The sequence below is a fragment of the Pectobacterium sp. F1-1 genome, assembly GCF_025643735.1.
Classification (GTDB): domain Bacteria; phylum Pseudomonadota; class Gammaproteobacteria; order Enterobacterales; family Enterobacteriaceae; genus Pectobacterium; species Pectobacterium colocasium.
Genome location: NZ_CP104733.1, coordinates 4,428,518 through 4,447,717 on the forward strand (window position 1 = coordinate 4,428,518; position 19,200 = coordinate 4,447,717).

General features: G+C 54.2%; 18 protein-coding genes. 5 read left to right on the forward strand and 13 right to left on the reverse strand.

Annotated features, from left to right (window positions below):
* Positions 1–6: 6 nt before the first annotated feature.
* From uvrD to lptM, 6 genes are all read right to left on the reverse strand, one after another.
* Complete coding sequence (uvrD, locus tag NAL19_RS19885) at positions 7–2,169, reverse strand: DNA helicase II (protein ID WP_263058236.1); 2,163 nt, start codon at positions 2,167–2,169, stop codon at positions 7–9.
* A 203-nt stretch (positions 2,170–2,372) separates the two neighbouring features.
* The gene (gene yigB, locus NAL19_RS19890; protein WP_225086099.1) at positions 2,373–3,089 is read right to left on the reverse strand and encodes a 5-amino-6-(5-phospho-D-ribitylamino)uracil phosphatase YigB; all 717 of its coding nucleotides are present in this window, start codon (positions 3,087–3,089) and stop codon (positions 2,373–2,375) included.
* Positions 3,089–4,024 (reverse strand): tyrosine recombinase XerC, encoded by a 936-nt coding sequence (gene xerC / locus NAL19_RS19895; protein ID WP_263058237.1) that lies wholly within the window; start codon positions 4,022–4,024, stop codon positions 3,089–3,091. The genes yigB and xerC overlap by 1 nt, the downstream gene beginning before the upstream one ends.
* Positions 4,021–4,725, reverse strand: coding sequence for a DUF484 domain-containing protein (locus NAL19_RS19900; protein WP_225086101.1), 705 nt, complete (start codon positions 4,723–4,725; stop codon positions 4,021–4,023). Before NAL19_RS19900 ends, xerC begins: the two co-directional genes overlap by 4 nt.
* Positions 4,722–5,546: a diaminopimelate epimerase gene (gene dapF / locus NAL19_RS19905; protein WP_015842070.1), complete on the reverse strand. Its 825-nt coding sequence runs from the start codon at positions 5,544–5,546 to the stop codon at positions 4,722–4,724. The genes NAL19_RS19900 and dapF overlap by 4 nt, the downstream gene beginning before the upstream one ends.
* 77 nt (positions 5,547–5,623) lie before the next feature.
* The gene (gene lptM / locus NAL19_RS19910; protein WP_225086102.1) at positions 5,624–5,809 is read right to left on the reverse strand and encodes an LPS translocon maturation chaperone LptM; all 186 of its coding nucleotides are present in this window, start codon (positions 5,807–5,809) and stop codon (positions 5,624–5,626) included.
* A 59-nt stretch (positions 5,810–5,868) separates the two neighbouring features.
* On the opposite strand from lptM, the gene cyaY reads away from it, so the two are divergent.
* The gene (cyaY, locus tag NAL19_RS19915) at positions 5,869–6,189 is read left to right on the forward strand and encodes an iron donor protein CyaY (RefSeq protein ID WP_263058238.1); all 321 of its coding nucleotides are present in this window, start codon (positions 5,869–5,871) and stop codon (positions 6,187–6,189) included.
* A gap of 32 nt (positions 6,190–6,221) precedes the next feature.
* On the opposite strand, the gene NAL19_RS19920 is transcribed toward cyaY, so the two are convergent.
* On the reverse strand, positions 6,222–7,394 hold the full coding sequence (locus NAL19_RS19920) for an MFS transporter (RefSeq protein WP_263058239.1): 1,173 nt from the start codon (positions 7,392–7,394) through the stop codon (positions 6,222–6,224).
* A 45-nt stretch (positions 7,395–7,439) separates the two neighbouring features.
* Complete coding sequence (locus NAL19_RS19925) at positions 7,440–9,995, reverse strand: class I adenylate cyclase (protein WP_263058240.1); 2,556 nt, start codon at positions 9,993–9,995, stop codon at positions 7,440–7,442.
* A gap of 335 nt (positions 9,996–10,330) precedes the next feature.
* On the opposite strand from NAL19_RS19925, the gene hemC reads away from it, so the two are divergent.
* Genes hemC through hemY form a run of 4 tightly spaced genes read left to right on the forward strand, consistent with a single transcriptional unit; the run spans position 10,331 to position 14,353 of the window.
* The gene (gene hemC / locus NAL19_RS19930) at positions 10,331–11,272 is read left to right on the forward strand and encodes a hydroxymethylbilane synthase (RefSeq protein ID WP_263058241.1); all 942 of its coding nucleotides are present in this window, start codon (positions 10,331–10,333) and stop codon (positions 11,270–11,272) included.
* Entirely contained in the window at positions 11,269–12,009 is a 741-nt protein-coding gene (hemD, locus tag NAL19_RS19935; protein WP_263058242.1) for a uroporphyrinogen-III synthase, read from the forward strand. Before hemC ends, hemD begins: the two co-directional genes overlap by 4 nt.
* A gap of 23 nt (positions 12,010–12,032) precedes the next feature.
* Positions 12,033–13,157 carry a uroporphyrinogen-III C-methyltransferase gene (hemX, locus tag NAL19_RS19940; protein WP_225086108.1) on the forward strand — a complete coding sequence of 375 codons (1,125 nt, stop codon included), beginning with the start codon at positions 12,033–12,035 and terminating at the stop codon, positions 13,155–13,157.
* Between the two features lie 2 nt (positions 13,158–13,159).
* Positions 13,160–14,353: a protoheme IX biogenesis protein HemY gene (gene hemY / locus NAL19_RS19945; protein WP_263058243.1), complete on the forward strand. Its 1,194-nt coding sequence runs from the start codon at positions 13,160–13,162 to the stop codon at positions 14,351–14,353.
* A 696-nt stretch (positions 14,354–15,049) separates the two neighbouring features.
* Here the strand turns inward: hemY and NAL19_RS19950 are convergent.
* The 5 genes from NAL19_RS19950 to NAL19_RS19970 all read right to left on the reverse strand — a co-directional run bounded on the left by NAL19_RS19950 (position 15,050) and on the right by NAL19_RS19970 (position 19,199).
* Positions 15,050–16,207 (reverse strand): M20 peptidase aminoacylase family protein, encoded by a 1,158-nt coding sequence (locus NAL19_RS19950; protein WP_225086110.1) that lies wholly within the window; start codon positions 16,205–16,207, stop codon positions 15,050–15,052.
* Positions 16,208–16,284: 77 nt separating this feature from the next.
* Complete coding sequence (locus NAL19_RS19955) at positions 16,285–17,046, reverse strand: amino acid ABC transporter ATP-binding protein (RefSeq protein WP_180743796.1); 762 nt, start codon at positions 17,044–17,046, stop codon at positions 16,285–16,287.
* Between the two features lie 9 nt (positions 17,047–17,055).
* A complete protein-coding gene (locus tag NAL19_RS19960) occupies positions 17,056–17,727 on the reverse strand; it encodes an amino acid ABC transporter permease (RefSeq protein ID WP_225088240.1) in 672 nt (223 codons plus the stop codon).
* Between the two features lie 141 nt (positions 17,728–17,868).
* Positions 17,869–18,660: an amino acid ABC transporter substrate-binding protein gene (locus NAL19_RS19965; RefSeq protein ID WP_225086111.1), complete on the reverse strand. Its 792-nt coding sequence runs from the start codon at positions 18,658–18,660 to the stop codon at positions 17,869–17,871.
* Positions 18,657–19,199, reverse strand: coding sequence for a GNAT family N-acetyltransferase (locus NAL19_RS19970; protein WP_180743798.1), 543 nt, complete (start codon positions 19,197–19,199; stop codon positions 18,657–18,659). Before NAL19_RS19970 ends, NAL19_RS19965 begins: the two co-directional genes overlap by 4 nt.
* Between the last annotated feature and the right edge of the window lies 1 nt (position 19,200).

Consider the following 19,200-nt stretch of genomic DNA (forward strand, 5'->3'; position numbering starts at 1 on the left):
TGACAATCACACCGTTTCCAGCCGGGCATAGGCGGCAACCAGCCATTTAATGCCCTGCCCCTGAAACGCAACCTGAAGGCGGGCGTGATCGCCGCTGCCTTCCAGATTCACGATCGTACCTTCGCCGAACTTGGCATGGCGAACCCGCTGTCCCAATTTGTAGCCGCTGTCGTTTTGCGTGATTGGTGTGCCGAGGCGCTGGTGATTGACAGGGCGGGAGACGCTGGCGCGTAGCCGCACTTCTTCAACACACTCTTCCGGCAGCTCGCCGACAAATCGGGAAGGCCGGTGATAGGCTTCTTTGCCGTATAAACGGCGGGATTCAGCGTAGGTTATCGTGAGCTTTTGCATCGCACGTGTGACGCCGACATAAGCCAAACGACGCTCTTCTTCCAGACGCCCACCTTCATCCAGCGACATCTGGCTTGGGAACATGCCTTCTTCCATACCGACGATAAACACCTGCGGGAATTCCAGCCCTTTCGCCGAGTGCAGCGTCATAAGCTGCACGGCGTCTTGATTGGCGTCAGCCTGACCTTCTCCTGCTTCCAGCGCAGCATGCGACAGGAAAGCCTGAAGCGGCATCAGATCCTGATCTTCTTCCTGATAGCTGAACTGGCGCGTAGCCGTCACCAATTCCTCCAGGTTTTCTACTCGTGCCTGCCCTTTCTCGCCTTTTTCCTGTTCGTACATGCTCCACAGGCCGGAATCCTTAATCACCCGGTCGGTTTGAATATGCAGCGGCAGCTCAGAGGTTTCATAGGCCAGCGCATCAATCAGTTCGATAAAGCGTTGCAGCGATGCCGCCGCCCGTCCGGCAAGCACTTTCTCCTGCAACAGCGCCCGCGTGGCTTGCCACAGCGTCAGTTGACGATCGCGCGACGTCTGGCGGACGACATCCAGCGTGCGGTCGCCAATACCGCGCGTCGGCGTATTCACCACACGCTCAAACGCCGCATCGTCGTTACGGTTGGCGATCAGACGCAGATAAGACAGCGCATCTTTAATTTCCTGACGCTCAAAGAAGCGCATGCCGCCATAGATGCGGTACGGCATACTCTGCTGCAACAGCGCCTCTTCCAGCACGCGCGACTGGGCGTTGCTCCGGTAAAGAATGGCGTTATCCTTCAGCGCTCCGCCATTTTCCTGCCAGGTTTTAATCCGGTTGACGACGTAACGCGCTTCATCCAGCTCGTTAAACGCGCAATACAACGAGATAGGTTCGCCCTCTACGCCATCGGTCCATAGGTTCTTGCCGAGTCGCCCGCCGTTATGGGCAATCAGCGCATTCGCCGCTTTCAAAATATTGCTGGTCGAGCGGTAGTTCTGCTCCAGACGGATCGTTTCTGCGCCAGCAAAATCCTTCAGGAACAGCTGAATATTTTCGACCTGCGCCCCGCGCCAGCCGTAAATCGACTGATCGTCATCCCCGACGATCATCACTTTGGCGCTGTCGCCCGCCAGCATACGGATCCAGGCGTACTGAATGCGGTTGGTATCCTGAAATTCGTCCACCAGAATATTGGTAAAACGTTCGCGATAGTGGTTCAACACATGCGGCTTGTTCAGCCACAGTTCATGAGCGCGCAGCAGCAGGTCGGCAAAATCCACCAGCCCGGCGCGATCGCACGCTTCCTGATAGGCCTGATACACGCGCTGCCACGTTTGCTCAATAGGGTTGCCGTAGCTTTCAATATGCTGCGGGCGCAGACCTTCATCCTTCTTCCCATTGATGAACCACATCGCCTGACGCGGCGGCCACTGTTTCTCGTCCAGATTGAGTGCCCGAATCAGGCGTTTCAGCAGACGCAACTGATCTTCGCTGTCCAGAATCTGAAAATCCTGCGGCAGATTGGCATCCATATGGTGCGCACGCAGCAGGCGGTGTGCCAGCCCGTGGAAAGTGCCAATCCACATGCCGCCTTGACTGGTGCCGATCAGGTGATCGATACGATGGCGCATCTCCGCCGCCGCTTTGTTGGTAAATGTCACCGCCATGATGGAGTACGGCGAACAGTTTTCGACAGACAAAAGCCAGGCGATGCGGTGTACCAGTACCCGTGTTTTGCCGCTGCCTGCCCCCGCCAGCACTAATAAATTACTGCGCGGCGCGGCTACCGCGTCACGCTGTTTGTCGTTGAGGCCATCGAGCAGATCAGAAACGTCCATAGGTACGGGTTATCCGGTGAGGGAACGCCGCACATGTAAGTCATGCCGATCGTTTAAGCATCGAGATACACGGGGCGACCACAGGGGTGAGGCCTCCCTACGGGAACCTCCCCCTGTGTTTCCCCTAATAACGGGCTTAAGTGACCAGTATTCGCACATGCGAGGGCGTTTCCACTGGTGATTTATACAGATTAATGCGGTGATTATAACAACGCCGACAGCGATGCCAACCGCGAAATTTCAATATGCGGCAGCAGTCGGGCATCCCCAATCTGCGTCAGGCTGCCTTCACGCAGGTTAATCCAGCAGGCCTGCATACCGCAGCGGATCGACCCCGCCACATCGGTCGTGAGATCGTCGCCCACGTGAAGGATCGCATGCAAAGGCAGATTGAGTTTTTCCGCTGCCAGATGGTACATGTCATCAAACGGTTTGGCACGACCGTGCGGGCCAGCGCGCAGGATGAACGAAAAATAGCGATCGAGGCCAAAGCGGTGCGGCTCAGCATTACCATTGGTGATGGCGGCCAGCGGCACTTTCTCGGCTAACGCCGCCAGCGTCTGGTGCGTCTCTTCGGTAATCGTAATCTGGCTGCGCCAGTGGGCAAAATTTTCCATTGCCGCTTTTGCGCCATCCTTCGCTTCTGCCGCGCTCAGTCCACGTTCTAACATGGCCAGTTCAGCCGCACGGCGACGCCATTCGCTCACGTCGTGATAGATGTCCGGCTCGCGCTCAAGCAAGGTCTGGCGTAAGTTCTGAAAATCCTCCGCCTGGAAGTCACGAAGCGCAGGATGGTACTGTTGCAGAAAGCGGATTGACTCTTGCCCCGTGCGCCGGATGACGTCCGCGTTGTCGTACAGCGTGTCATCCAGATCGAACGTGATCGCCCGGATCGGGCCAAGAGATCGGTAAAAATGCATCAGGGTTTCCCTCGTTTGGCGCGTGGATGCGCAGCATCGTACACGGAGGCTAAATGTTGAAAATCAAGATGGGTATAAATCTGTGTTGTAGATAGGTTGGCATGACCCAGTAGCTCTTGCACCGCCCGTAAATCACCGCTGGATTCCAGCATGTGCGTCGCAAAGGAGTGGCGCAGCTTATGCGGATGAACATGGCTATTCACGCCCTGCTTAATCCCCCATTCGGCAAAACGCTTCTGCACGTTGCGCATCGAAATGCGTCGTCCCTGATTGGAGATAAAAACGGCATCATCCTGCGGGCCAAACAGCTCGCGCAGCGCCAGCCAGCGTTCCAGCCAGGTTACCGCCGTTTTTCCTATCGGCAATTTGCGCTCTTTGCTGCCCTTCCCCATGACCCAAACTTCACCGCTGGCCAGATCGATATGCTGACAGTCCATACCGACCAGCTCCGCCAAACGCAGCCCCGCACCGTACATCACTTCGAGCATCGTGCGGTCGCGTACCGCGAGAGGATCGTCCAGATCGATCTCCAGCAACCTGCCCATTTCATCTACATCCATATTCTTTGGCAACGGGCGTCCGGCTAGCGGCGTGGATACTCCTTTCGCCGGATTCGCCGCCAGCACGCCGCGTGACACCATCCAGTCGAGAAAGCTGCGTAATGCCGATAGGCGCAACGCCAGACTCCCTGAATGCAGGCCATCGCGTTTACTGCGGGATACCACGGAACGCACGCCAGCGGCGTCCAGCTTACGCCAGTCGCTCACACCCGCAACAGAGAGAATGGTGATAACCGCAGACAGTTGACGCAAATAGCTGGTCTGCGTGAGCGGGCTTAGCTGACGCTCTACTTTCAGATAGCGCAGGAAAGCCTCAACATCGGCGTGTAAAGGGGACGAGGAAGGTACCTCCGATGACGCGGGCTGTCGGCTCATACCCGCTCAACCCAGCGCGCCAGCATCGCCGGCAGCATCATGGCCATTTGCTGGAGCAGTACGGTTCCCATACCATCCTGATAATGGTGGCTGTCACGGCTACTGAAAATCAGCACGCCCAAATCGTGATTGTTGCCCATCAGCGACAGCGCAACCGACCCAATCTGCCTGGCCTGCGGCAGCAGGAGCAGCAGTTCCGGCCCATTCAGGCTGCCAAGATAGTGGTTGCTTTGTCCGAAACGCTGAATGCGCAACGGCTCAAATGTGGTGCGATGTAGCCCAAGATGGGTAAAACCGGATGGCGCGCCAATACGCCATTTATCGCTGAACAGACGAACCGTCGCGCCCGCCAAACCAAGCTGGCGCGCCCAGCGCTGCAACCGCTCCAGCATGTCCGTCAGGCTATCCGCCGACGCCAATTCAGTTTGTAACCCCAGCAGGCGATTGAACAACGCTTCGTTCGCCCCCGCCTGCTCCATCAACAGCGTGATTTCTTCCTCAAGCTGAGTAATGTGGTTACGCTGGCGCGCCAGTTGCCATTCCACCAGCGACACGGTTCCCCTGACGGGGTGAGGGATGCGCATCTGCTCGACGGGACGCGCATTGCGGATAAAAAAATCGGGATTCTGTTGCAGGAACTGCAAAACCATCTCGTCACTGAGTGCGATCTCGCGCTCTGCCTGTTCCTCGACATTCTTCATAAATGAATAAATCCATCGTAGACATGCGTTGCAGGCCCGGTCATGAATAACGGATGTCCCGGCCCATCCCACTGGATATCCAAATCCCCGCCCGGCAGAGATACGCGAACGTTCGCGGACAATAACCCCTGCTGGATCCCTACCGCCACAGCGGCACACGCGCCGCTACCACACGCCTGTGTTTCTCCCGCCCCGCGCTCGTATACCCGCAGGCGAACCGTGTGGCTATCGACAACCTGCATAAAACCAATATTGGCACGCTCGGGGAAACGCTCATGGCTTTCCAACAGCGGCCCCAGCGTTTCCACCTTCGCCGTGTCCACATCCTCAACCTGAATCACACAGTGCGGGTTACCCATCGACACCACGCCGCACAGCACCGTGTGTTCATCGGCACGCATGATGTAGGTTTTCTCTGCTTTGACCGCGCGAAACGGCACCTGTTGCGGCTCGAAATTGGGTTCGCCCATATTGACGCGCACCAGCTCATCATCCGTCACAGACAATACCATCCTGCCCGTTTGCGTACTGACGGCAATATCACGCTTGTTAGTCAGCCCTTTCAGGCGAACAAAGCGGGCAAAACAGCGCGCACCGTTACCGCACTGCGCCACTTCACTGCCATCCGCGTTAAAAATACGGTAATGAAAATCCAATTCAGGATCGTAAGGCGGTTCAACGACCAGCAGTTGGTCAAACCCGACACCACAGTGCCGATCCGCCAAACGGCGAATCAATTCGGGTGAAAAATAAACGTTTTGCGTAACGGCATCAACAACCATGAAATCGTTGCCTAATCCGTGCATCTTAGCGAACTGCATTATCCTGACTCCCCCGCTTGCTTAACCGGGCGCGATAAACATCTACGTGACCTGTTATTTATTATTACCGTCACGCATTAAGGACGTATTGACGCTTTCTTTTGCGGCGGCTGGTTCTCATTTTGCTGAGTCGTTGACGCACCGGATTTGCCATCGGCAGGCATATACAGCGGACCTTTCAGGCCACAACCGAATAAACTCACTACTGCTAACACCAGAAAAAACTGGCGAAATACGTTCTTCATCACGTTAAGACCTGTCATTAATACTCGTATGCTCTCTATAATCGCAGGTGGATCATGAAAATCAATAGGAATCGAAAATGAACGATAGCGAGTTCCACCAATTAGCCGACGAACTCATGCTTCAGTTGGAAGAAACGCTGGATCGGTTTGAAGGTGATGCCGACATCGATTACGAAACCAACGGCGGCGTGATGACGCTGAGTTTTGAGAATGGCAGCAAAATCGTGATTAATCGACAGGAGCCGCTGCACCAAATCTGGCTGGCGACCAAAGCAGGTGGTTACCACTTCAACCTTCAGGACACACGCTGGATATGCGATCGCAGCGGTGAGGACTTTATCGCGCTGCTGTCATCAGCCTGTTCGGCTCAGGCCGGGGAAGCCGTGCACTTCGGATAACAGTCATCTTTTCAATCACGCAGCACCGTACCTCATCGCCGTCTCAGTAATATCAGAGCCAGTAGCAGTAACAACAACATGCCGATACCAACCATATTCACCAGCGGCCAGCCGCTGGTCAGCGCCATCAGGCTCCCGGCAGACAGCGAAGCCAACGCGTTAGGCACGTAAATCACCAGCGAATTAATGCCCTGCAAACGGGATTTGTGCACGGAATGCGTAAAGGCGTTCAGCATAAATGTCCCGCCGTTAAACATAAACGCCCACCCGATGCCGAACAGCGCCAATGCAAAAAGGAAGTGCCAGAACGTCAAACCACTCAGCGCGACCGCCACGCCAACGACGTTACATACCATGCCAATCGCCACCACCTGAATCGGCGTCAGCCGTTTCGCCAGTATCACTAATAGTAGCGCTGGCGCATACATGGCAACAAAGTGCCATTGCAACACCGTCGCACTATGGCTGACGGAAAAGTGGTGCTGGTGCATCGCCAGCGGCACTGAATTCATTAATAGCGTCATCACCACAAACCCGATGGAACAGCTTGCCGTTCCCAACACAAACGCCCGGCTTTTCAGGATTGGCGCCAGCGGTTCACTGCGCTGAGCGCCAGCCGTGGCAACGGACATCGGAGGCAGTTTAAGGCCAAGCAACAGCAGTGATGTGATGACACAGATGAACGCCGCCGCGATAAAACTGCCGAAAAACGGGTACGATGCCCAGAGCTGAGACGATTGACTCGCCGCGAACGGACCGAGGAAGCCCCCCAGAACACCGCCGCTGATCACCCATGAAATAGCACGATTTTTCTGCTGATTGTCGGTGAAAATTTCAGCCGCGGCGAAACGATAGTATTGATTGAAAGCGCAGGACATCCCCAGAACAAACGTCGAGAACACAAAGAGGAAGAAGCTGTGCAGCACAATCGCCAGCGCCGCCAACAGCGCCCCTGCCAGCCCCATCATCGTGCCGATGATGAACGCATTACGCCTGCCATATTTTGTCATCAGCGATGAAACGGCGTAGATCATCAGCGCCGCACCGCACACCGTCGCGGTAATCGGCAAGGTGGTCAACAGCGGAACCGGCGTCATGGATACGCCAACCAGCGTAGAGCATAACGTCATCAGGGAAATAATACTGCCGGTCAGCCCTTGTCCAAGCGCCAGCAGTATCAGGTTTCGGCGTTGCAACGAATCCATCAGTACATCCCTTTCTGAGTACGCTGAAAGCCGAGTATAGAGTGGTTATAAAATCTGTAGTCGCTGCTTCATTGTCATCATCTCATCATCCACCACGGGCGTGATGCACAGATGAGAAAGCGCGCTACTGCGGAACGGGATCACCTGCGTGCGGCCGTCCAACTGCACGATTTGGTAGAACTGCGGCAGGTTGAAATTGATAAAGCTGGAACCGTAGGTAAAGCGATCGTGCGATGACGAATAGAAGCGGCTGACATCGCGCACCAGCTCTTCTTTACTGCCCTCACAGTGGTGATACACCTCAACGCGATTCGATTCATCCAGAATATAGATATTAAAACCCTGATTTTCCGTCAGATCTTCAAAGAAGAACTGGATGATCCCTTCACTGGCGACGCCATCGACCACCGGCGGTAAATGGACATGGTTGGTTTCAACCTGAACCGGCTGGCCTTGCAGTTTGTTGTTGGAAATGGCGCCATAAAATTCAACCGCGTTTTCCAGCTTCTGCACTGACACGCTGAGCCGCTCGAAGAACAGCCCCCAGGTTTGACCCGCCACTTTCACCGCTTTGAAGCGACCCGGCTCCTGACGCGTACTGGTCAGGCGCAGCTCAATGCATTCGGACACCAATTGCTGCACACGGGTACGAATCAGCCCGCGCAAATGCTGGCTGTAGCAGAACACTTCCAGTGATTCCGGCAGCGCCGCATCCTGATGCATTTTGCCCAGAATGGTTTTCAGCGCTTCCAACACCGCCTGCTCGCCGCTGAAATGCAGGGTACGCACTTCGTTCCACGAGTTGCGATACAGCAGGTCGATACTGCCGACCAGACACTGCTGCTGCTGGCCGAAGCTAAACACATCCAGATGACGGAAATCGAAATGCACCACCTGATTGCGGAAGGCCGCGGTCGGATCGTGTTCCAGATTGACGATAATCGCCAGATGACGAATTTCACACGGGCTATACAGCGCTTTCGGCGTTGGCGCAGGCAGTCGCAGCGGGAAGTGGCTGGCGACATCGTCCACCAGCGCTTGCAGGCGCGTGATATCGCACAGCTCGTTGCCTTTAATGTACAGACGCGTGCTTGGTGTCAGCAGGCCATTAAAATAGGCCCACGCCACCAGTTTGTTCAGATAACGGTTATATTCCAGCGGCTGGTGGCTGACGATGGCATCCATCGACGGCGCCTGATTGTACAAATACCAACCAGAACGGTTCGCACGACCCGGAGGAACATAGATAAAGGTTAAGTTCGGCTCCGACAAATCAGGCGATATTTGTGGGTTCAGCAGCGTGACTTTGCCCGGCAGCGCTTCAAACGCAGCATACAGTTTACGGGTCAACACACCGATATCCTGCGGGCTGGCGCTGACACTCAGATTATTACGGCGGGCAAAGCGGATCAGGTTGCGATAGGTCTGCATCATCGCGTCCAGCAGTTCATTATGCGCTTCGCGTACCTGTTCGATTTTCCAGTTAGCGCGGTTATCCAACATCGCCAGATGTTCGTCGCTCCAGCCCCATTCTTGCACCAACTGGCTCAGAATCTGGCGACGCCAGCCAACGCAGGCTTTTTCTCTGGAGAGCTTTTCACAGACTTTTAAGTAGAAACATCGACGCGCCAGATCGAGACGCGTGGGATCGTTGATCGCCGTCAGGTAGTGCGTCACGCGCTCCAACATCATGCAGTAAGGATCAAGACCGAAGGAGACGATCTCACCATCATGCAGACGTTTTTTAATTTCAGTCGACAGCAAGCTGGTATCCGGGTATTCCCAGGAATAGGCTTCCAGCAGCAGCGTTTTCAGTACGGCTTTATAAGGAGAATCGATACTTTTATAGAGCTGCCAAAGGCTCGCGCCGAAATACTCTTCCGCCGACAGCGTACTTAAGCCGCCTAAATCCATCCACTCGTTAGGTGCCAGCGCACCTTGTGAGTACAGCGACAGCACATAGTCGTCGTAGTGAGATTCTTCTTCGACCGGCACCATGTTCCACAGAATGCGTTTACCCGCCATACGCACGGCGGTACGGTAGAATTCGTCGAGTAACAGGATATGCTGCGTGGTACCGCAGTCTTCACCGCTCAGGCTGCCGCTTTCATTGTGGCGAAAACGGCTTTCATCCATCAGGAAGAAGCTGACCTCTGCGCCTTGCGCCGCGGCCCACTGCTCCAGCAGCGTACATTTTTTCTGTAGGAGCTGGCGTTCTTCGCTGTCCAACCAAGATTGGTGGCACACCCAGATATCAAGATCGGAGCTACAACTCTGCCCGATAGACGAGGTGCTGCCCATGGAATAGATGCCCGTGATCGGCAGTTCGCCTTGCGGATGAGAACAGTCAAACTGACCCCAGCGCAGCGCGATGCCATCAAGGTACTGTTGTTGTTTTTCATCAGGCGTGTGAGTGCAGATACCGTGAGGCACCTTGCCTTCAAGGTAGCCGGGCATCAACGGGTGATGATGATGTAATAAAATGGGCAGAAGACTGTAAACCTGCTGAAAAGCGGGCTTCATTGCTCCCAGAGCACGGTCAACACGCAGTTGGTTGATCGCATCCAGTCTTTGCTTCAAAGTCTCGATGTAGAAGTACAAGACGTTTCGCCTGATTTATCCCAGTGCCTAGAAAAACCCCGTGTTCCAAATCCGCCATGATGAAATTAGAAGAATGTTTAGCGAATTATTGCTGGAAACGTGATCAATTTAACACCTTGCTGAATGGGCGTAAAGAAAGTAAAGAAAGTTAGACTTATCTATCTTGCTTTATTACGAATTTCTCTACCCAACTGCATCAGCACGGTCTCCTATCTCTATGTTTGCGGCACCCGAATTTCAGACCGTTTTAAAAGGCGCACCGCTCATGCCCACAACCTGACACCAACGCACCATCAATGATACGATGGCGGAAAATGATAAAAACGGTATCAAGCATGTTAGCCAATATTATTAGAATTGCCACCCGACAAAGCCCGCTCGCCCTGTGGCAAGCACAATATGTACAGCAGTGTCTGAATCTCCTCTATCCGGATTTACACGTGGAGCTGGTGCCGATGGTGACTCGCGGCGACATCATCCTGGATACGCCACTGGCAAAAGTCGGCGGTAAAGGATTGTTTGTTAAAGAGCTGGAATTGGCGCTGCTTGAAGGGCGTGCCGACATTGCCGTCCACTCCATGAAAGATGTGCCCGTCGAATTCCCGGATGGCCTCGGCCTGACCACGATTTGCGAACGTGACGACCCGCGCGACGCTTTTGTTTCCAATCATTACGACAGCCTCGAACAGTTACCGGAAGGCAGTTGTGTCGGCACTTCCAGCCTGCGCCGCCAATGTCAGCTGCGCGCCCGACGCCCCGATCTGGTGATTCGTGATTTACGTGGCAATGTCGGAACGCGCCTGTCAAAACTGGATAGCGGCGACTACGACGCCATTATTCTTGCCGTCGCCGGTCTGAAACGCCTCGGCCTCGAAGAACGTATCCGCAGCGCGTTGAGCCCGGAAGAATCTCTGCCCGCCGTCGGACAAGGCGCAATCGGCATCGAATGCCGTTTAAATGACGATCGTATCCGCCAACTCCTTGCCCCACTCAATCACTCCGCTACCGCTGCCCGCGTTCTGGCTGAACGCGCCATGAATGTGCGTCTTGAAGGGGGTTGTCAGGTGCCGATTGGCAGCTATGCCGAACTGGAAGGCGACACACTGTGGCTACGTGCGCTGGTTGGTGCCCCGGACGGCAGCCAAATGATCGTCGGTGAACGTAGAGGAAGCGTCTCCGACGCCGAACAAATCGGTATTGCGCTGGCTGAAGAGCTGTTAGCAAAAGGAGCCAGCGCTATCCTTCAGGCCGTTTATCACGAGTCGAGCTCATCATGACGATTCTGGTTACCCGTCCGTCACCAACTGGCGAACAACTGGTGACCCGTTTAAGAAAGCTTGGCTATCACGCCTGGCACAGTCCACTGATCGAATTTTCACCCGGACGAGAACTCGCTCGCCTGCCTGCTTTGTTACAGGCACTACGCGCCGACGATCTGGTGTTTGCGCTCTCACAACACGCGATTCACTACGCCGATCCGATGCTGGCACGAGCGGGTATCAGTTGGCCCGCCCATCTCGCTTATTATGCGATTGGCCGCACCACAGCGCTGGCGCTGCATAAAACCAGCGCCCACCCGGTAACTTATCCTCCCGAACGCGAAACCAGCGAAACGCTCCTGCAACTGCCTGACCTACAAAATCTTTCTGGCAAACGCGCACTATTGCTGCGCGGTAACGGCGGCCGGGAATTGCTGGGAGAAACGCTAATCGAACGCGGCGCGCAGGTGACCTACTGTGAATGTTATCAGCGAAGGGACGTTCATTATGATGGGCCAGAGCAAAGCCGTCACTGGCAACAAATAGGCATCGACAAACTGGTGATCACCAGCGGAGAAATGCTACAACGGATCTATACTTTAGTACCTGATTACTATCGGGCTTCCTGGTTACTCGGCTGCCAGTTGATCGTCGTCAGCGAACGGCTGGCAGAACAAGCCCGTCAGCTTGGCTGGCGTGATATCCGGGTCGCCGATAACGCCGATAACGATGCGCTCGTGCGCGCACTACAATAAACCTGATCATGGGATGTACCATTATGACGGAACACAATACCCCCACAGCTCCATCCGACGAGGTTGCTGAACGGGTTGAACCCGCGCATCAGCAGCAGGATCCCGCACCGCAACCCAAACGCAGTGGTGCCGTGCTGGGGGCCATCGCGATTGTCATTGCGCTGGCGATAGGCGCGGGGCTGTATTACCACGGCCACCAGCAGGCGAAGCGGGAAACCGCTACGCTTCAACGTCTGGAAGCACAGTTAAACGCCTTGCAGCAGCAACACAAGCAAGAGCAACAACAGTGGCAGGACGCTCAGCAGCAGCAAAGCAAAGCGCAGGACACGGCCGCACAGCGTCTTGAAGCACTATCGCGTCAGTCAGATGAACTACGCGATAAGCTGGCGGCACTTTCCAGCCATGACACCAATACCTGGCTGATCGCTCAGGCAGATTTTCTGGTAAAACTGGCAGGGCGTAAGCTGTGGAGTGACAAAGACGTCACCACCGCGGGCGCGTTGCTGAAAAGCGCGGACGCAAGCCTGGCGGAAATGAACGATCCCAGTCTGATAGAAATCCGTCGTGCGCTGACTAGCGATATCGGTGCGCTGGCAGGCGTGAGCCAGGTGGATTTTGACGGCATCATCCTGAAAGTGAACCAGCTCACCGATCAGTTGGACAACTTGCAGCTCGCCGATAACAACACCGATGAAGCGCCGATGGACGCCAACAGCACTGAGCTGTCCGCTTCCCTGAGCGAATGGCGACAAAATCTCAGCAAGAGCTGGCACAATTTCATGGCGGATTTTATCACCATTCGCCGCCGCGACAGCGCTGCCGAACCATTGCTGGCGCCCAATCAGGATGTGTACCTGCGTGAAAACATTCGTTCACGTCTGCTGGTTGCAGCCCAGGCCATCCCTCGTCACCAGAATGAAGTGTACAAACAGTCTCTGGAAACGGCCGCAACCTGGATCCGCGCCTACTTCGATACCACCGATCCCACCACGCAGGCCTTTTTGGATCAGCTCGATGCCTTAAGCCAGCAGTCAGTTTCATTGGATGTGCCTATGGAGCTACAAAGTCAGCCGCTGTTGGAAAAATTGATGCAAACGCGCGTTCGTAACCTGCTGGCTCAAGCGCCAGCCACGCAGCAGGGGGAATGAACATGCTGAAAGTCTTATTGTTGTTCCTGATCCTGATCGCGGGCGTCGTAGTCGGCCCCATGATCGCAGGCCATCAAGGTTACGTCCTGATCCAAACGGATAACTATGATATTCAAACCAGCGTGACCGGTTTGGTCATCATGCTGGTGCTTTTTTTCCTCACCTTTCTGGCGGTGGAATGGGTACTCCGCCGGATCTTTCGTACCGGCGCCCGCACGCGCGGCTGGTTCCTCGGCCGCAAACGCACCCGCGCCAGAAAGCAGACCAAAGCCGCACTGCTCAAGCTGGCCGAAGGGGATTATTTACAGGTAGAGAAGCTGCTGACTCGCAATGCCGATCATGCTGAGCAGCCCGTGGTGAACTACCTGCTGGCAGCCGAAGCCGCCCAACAGCGCGGTGACGAATTCCGCACCAAACAATATCTGGAACGTGCAGCGGAGATTGCGGATACCGACCAGCTCCCGGTAGACATTACGCGCGTGCGCATTCAGCTAGCGCGTAATGAAGATCATGCCGCGCGTCACGGCGTGGACAAACTGCTGGAAGTCGCCCCCCGTCATCCAGAGGTGCTGCGTTTAGCGGAACAGGCTTTCCTGCGAACCCACGCCTACAGTGCACTGCTGGATATTCTGCCTGCGATGCGCAAGATCAACCTGTACCCTGAAGAACGTTTGCTGGATCTGCAACAGCAGGCCTATATCGGCCTGATGAATCAGGCGATGGCGGACGGCGGCAGCGAAGGACTGAAATCGTGGTGGAATAATCAGAGCCGCAAAGTGCGCCATGAGATCCCACTTCAGGTCGCGATGGCCGAGCATTTGATCGAGTGTGACGATCATGATACGGCTCAGAAGATCATTCTCGACGGTCTGAAACGTCAATATGACGAGCGTTTGATCCTGCTGATGCCGCACCTTAAAGCGGGGAATCCAGAGCAGTTAGAAAAAGTGCTGCATCAATACATCAAACAGCAGGGAGCAACGCCGCTGTTGAGCAGTACGTTAGGACAATTGCTGATGAAACACGGCGAATGGCAGCAGGCCAGCGACGCCTTCCGCACCGCGCTAGAGCTCCGCCCGGACGCTTATGACTACGCCTGGCGCGCCGACGCTCTCGATCGATTACATCTGCCGGATGAAGCGGCGCAAATGCGGCGCGAAGGGCTACTGCTCACGCTACAGCAACCTGCCGACTGATCGCGACACTATCCCTTTCATAAGGCTCCTTTTTGGAGCCTTTCTCTTTTTATGGGCTGTTTTTTATAGACGGCTTCATCTAGCACGACAGCAGACGGCGACCGAACATTTTCATCAGACGAAAAAAACGCTTACCGATAAACGGTAAGCGTTGAAAATATCAGGTCTGTCAGACAACAGAATGGTGCCTCACTCAACGTTATGTCCGGAAAGCCCGATGGAGATTTGCATCTTCATCTGGAGTTGGACGATAGGCACCTCAAATTGGCTCTGCGTCATTCCCAGGATTATGAAGCCGAAGCAAACATAGAAGGTGGAATGAGCATCTACCCGTATATTTAAGCACAAATTATGCCAATATGCATAACTTTATTGCCATCGCCCGATAAATTCATGATAACCCACTAATAATCAATACTATTTTTATTTCTTCACTGGAAATGAAGCAAACGCGCAATGGGTGATAAAAACGAGACGGACCTCACAAAACCTGTCGCTATTCAGAGACGGATTTATAAATAAAAATATTAAACCTTATTAATCAACTAATTAAATGTCTCTTTTTTGCGACAGCAGATCCCGCCAAGTGTCGTGTTTTTCCGACAGTCCTATCAAAGCTGCTGATTTAATTTAGAAAAGGGGAACATATCCGCGCCGGAAAACAGACGCGAACAGAGTTGACTTAATGATAGGAGCTTAGCGGGAGGAGAGTTGTTCCAGACTCTGCTTCGCCATCTGGTACAGATAGTGCGCGGTCGGGAACAGCGCGCGATCGTCAACGCGGAATTTCGGGTGGTGCAGCGCATATGGCCCGCCGGAGCCGACCATCATGAACGTACCCGGTAGTTTCTGCTGATAGAACGCAAAATCTTCACCAATCGGGCTGGCTTCCACACGACGTGCTTCAAACCCTTCGTCACTCGCCACATTCAGCGCAAACTCGACCCACTCCGGCGTGTTGATCACCGACGGCGGCCCTGCGTGCCACAGGAACTCGATTTCCGCACCAAAGGTGCTGGCAATACCGGCCACGATCTGGCGGAAACGCTGTTCAATCAAATCACGCGCATCCTGATTGAACGTTCTGACCGTGCCTTCAACGTAGGCAGTATCAGGGATAACGTTCCAGGTGCTGCCGCTATGAACCTGAGTAATCGACACCACCGCGTTGTTGTCAGAAGACACCGTACGGCTGATGATGGTCTGTACGGCAGAAATCAACTGACCCAGAATGATAATCGGATCGTTGCCTTCATGTGGCTTCGCGGCATGACAGCCTTTCGCCGCAATCTTGATCTCAAAGCGGTCAACACCCGCCGTCAACGCGCCATCTTTCCCGCCGATAACGCCAACAGGCAGCGTCGGATCGTTGTGGATACCGAAAATCGCTACCGCATTGTCCAACGCACCAACCGCAATGACTTCCGGCGCGCCCAGCCCGGTTTCTTCGGCAGCCTGGAATAAAATTCTCACCGTGCCTTTCAGCTCCTGCTCGATTTTCTTCAGCAGAATCGCCGCGCCCAGCGCAGCGGAAGAGTGAAAATCATGACCGCAGGCGTGCATCACGCCTTTATTGAGCGACGTGAATTCTACGCCAGACTCTTCTTCAATCGGCAGGGCGTCGATGTCAGAACGCACCACGACCAACGGGCCATCCTGAAGGCCGCCCACTTCGGCAACCAAACCCGTTTTCAGCGGCAGATCGAGGACGCGAATCCCCTCTTTTTCCAATACCGCACGAATCTTCTTCGTGGTTTCAAACTCCTGATTCGACAGTTCAGGGTTGCGGTGTAAATCGTGGCGAAAGGCCTGAATAAACTGAGCCAGAGGCTCATGTTGAGGTGCTGTTCTCATGAATACTTGCTCCACATTATCGTGCCCTGCCTGACAGGGCGGCCTTGTTCAGGCGTGCAGGTGTGTCTACGTATACGTTAAATATCGTACTCAAGCGGCTCAGGCAGCTTGGTCAACTGACGCAGGAAACGCTGGGTCTGCGGGTTGTCCGAGAAGCTAATGACTTGCTCCGCCGGACCTTCTTCAACGATGTGCCCGTCCGCCATGAAGATCACACGGTCAGCCACTTCTTTCGCAAACTGCATTTCATGGGTAACGATCACCATCGTGGTGTCGTTCTTCGCCAGCTTCTGAATAACCTGAAGCACTTCGTGTACCCTTTCCGGGTCCAGCGCCGAGGTCGGTTCATCAAACAAAATCGCCTTAGGATCGACTGCCAGCGCACGCGCAATACTCACGCGCTGCTGCTGCCCGCCGGATAACGTCACCGGATACTGCGCCGCCTGCGGCAGCAGACCGACCTGCTCCAGCAAAGCAAGACCGATTTCATCCGCCTGCTTCTTCGGCATTTTTTTCACGACAATCAGCGCTTCCGTTACGTTCTCCAGCGCCGTCTTGTTCTTAAACAGGTTATAGCTCTGGAACACCATCGCCGTCTGGCGGCGCAGCGCGTAGGCTTCTTTAGAAGAGTAACGACGCGTATCCAGCGTTTGGTCGCCAATGTGAATGGTGCCCGATTCTGGGGTTTCCAGCAGGTTCAGACAACGCAGCAGCGTGGATTTACCCGACCCGGATGGGCCGATAATCGCCACGACTTCGCCTTTCGCGATATCCAGACTAATGTTGTCCAACACCACCTGATCGCCAAAGCGTTTAGAAAGATTCTTTACACTGATCATGTCAGCCCCTTATCGCTGTAGCGAGTGATTCAGTTTCTTCTCCAGCTGCTTTTGCAGCCAAGAGTAAACAATGATCACCAACCAGTAAATCAGACCCACAACCAGGAAGGTCTCAAAGAAACGCAGAGATTCGGCGGCAATCATTTTGCCTTCCGCGAACAGTTCGGAAACACCCAACGCAAAAGCCACCGAGGTATCTTTAATCAGAGAAATGAACGTGTTCCCCGTCGCTGGCAGCGCGTTCAGCATGGCCTGAGGCAACACGATGCGGCGATAGACCTGCGCTTTACTCATGCCAATGGATAGACCCGCTTCCGTCTGACCGAAATCCACCGAGGCCAGACCCGCACGGAAAATTTCTGCCATATAGGCGGACGTTTTCAGGCTAAAACCGATAATCGCCGCCGTCATCGCATCCAGATTGGATAAGCCGGGGAACAGCTGCGGCAGGCCAAAGTAGATGATAAACAGTTGAACCAGCGACGGAATGCCGCGGAACAGCGAGATATACAGTTCGACGATTTTTACTACCACGACGACCTTGCTTTCACGGACTAACGCCAGGATAAGGCCGAGAACCATAGCAAAAAACATCGAAACCACGGCAAGAAACAGCGTGGTCGGCAAATACATTAATACCTGGGGAAAGACCTTTAACAGGTAGGCAAGATCGATATTCATGAGTAATACCATTAATGCTTCCACCGGCCATATTGCGCCGGTGGAACAGGGTTATGACTAGGCTATATAACGAATCATCTGGCTATCTACATCACGAATCATCAATCTACGTAACGACCCGGCCAGAATGACGGCGTGAGGTTATTTAGCCGGTGATACCGTAATGTCTTCACCAAAATATTTTTCGGAGATCGCTTTCAGGCGTCCATCTGCACGCATTTTCGTTAACTCTGCATCGAACTGCTTACGCAACGCATCGCCTTTCTCGTCCTTATGGAACGGGAAGCTCACTTCTTCAATCACCAGCGGTTCACCAACCAGTTTGAACGGCAGGTTACGCTTATTGATTTCCGCCAGCAGGATAGGACGTGAATTCACATAGCCTTCAACACGTTTAGATAACGCGTCGTTCATTGCGCCGTCGCGCGTTTCATAGGTGCGGATATTCACGCTGCCATCGGCAAACGCTTTTTTCAGGTTATTAACGTGGTTAGAACCCAGCACACCAGCCACTGTCTTCCCTTTTAGGTCAGCCAGCGTATTAATGTCCACGTTGTCTTTGTGCGTCACAATCTGGCTGCCGTAGAAGCTGTAAGGCTGGGCGAAATTGTATTTTTCCTGACGCGCAGGCGTAATTGCCACCACGTTCGCCACGGTATCCAGTTTTTTCGCTTCCAACTGTCCCATCAGGCCGCTGAAATCGGCGGTAACCCACTCAACTTTGTAGTTCAGATCTTTCGCAATGGCTTCCGTCACTTCAACGTCAAAGCCGACCAGCTTGTTATCTTGCTTGAAGCCGCTTGGATAGCTTTGGCCGGTTGAACCCACTTTCAGGACTTTTTCCTGCTCGGCGCTGCTTTTCCCAGAATCACAGCCGGCTACAAGAAAGGCGGTCGTCAGCGCCAGAACAGACAACGTTACTTTTTTCATCATTTTACTGCCTCTCTTTTTGAGTTTTTATCTTTCCACTGGTCATACAATTGGTTATCAAGGATTTTTTCCATCCAGATTGTCAGGTGTCCTTTCCCCAGATTCGTCTGCCCGACTTCCCTGAAACCATAATTTCTGTACATCTCGATCAGCCACGGGTGGTTTTGTGCCGTGCCAAGCGACACCGCAGGCGCTTTAAGCTGGTTAATCAGAATTTCTTCTTCCAACCAGCCCATCATTTGCTTACCCAACCCCTGTTTTTTATAGCCAGGGTGCGTTGCAAACCAGCCCAGATGGGGTAAACCGAACGGGCCTGGCTCCGGCCCCCACGGATAGCGGATGGTAAATGACGACACCATCTCTCCGTCTTTCTCCATCACATAAACGCCGTGTGAGGCAATATGCGTGCGCACCATGTCGATATCCGCATGGGCAGCAGAGAAGTTGATACCTAACTGACGGATCGGCTCAAACGCCGCCAGCGCCAGCGCCAAAAAAGTTTCATCATCCGCAAGCGTAGCCTGACGAAATACGATACTCATG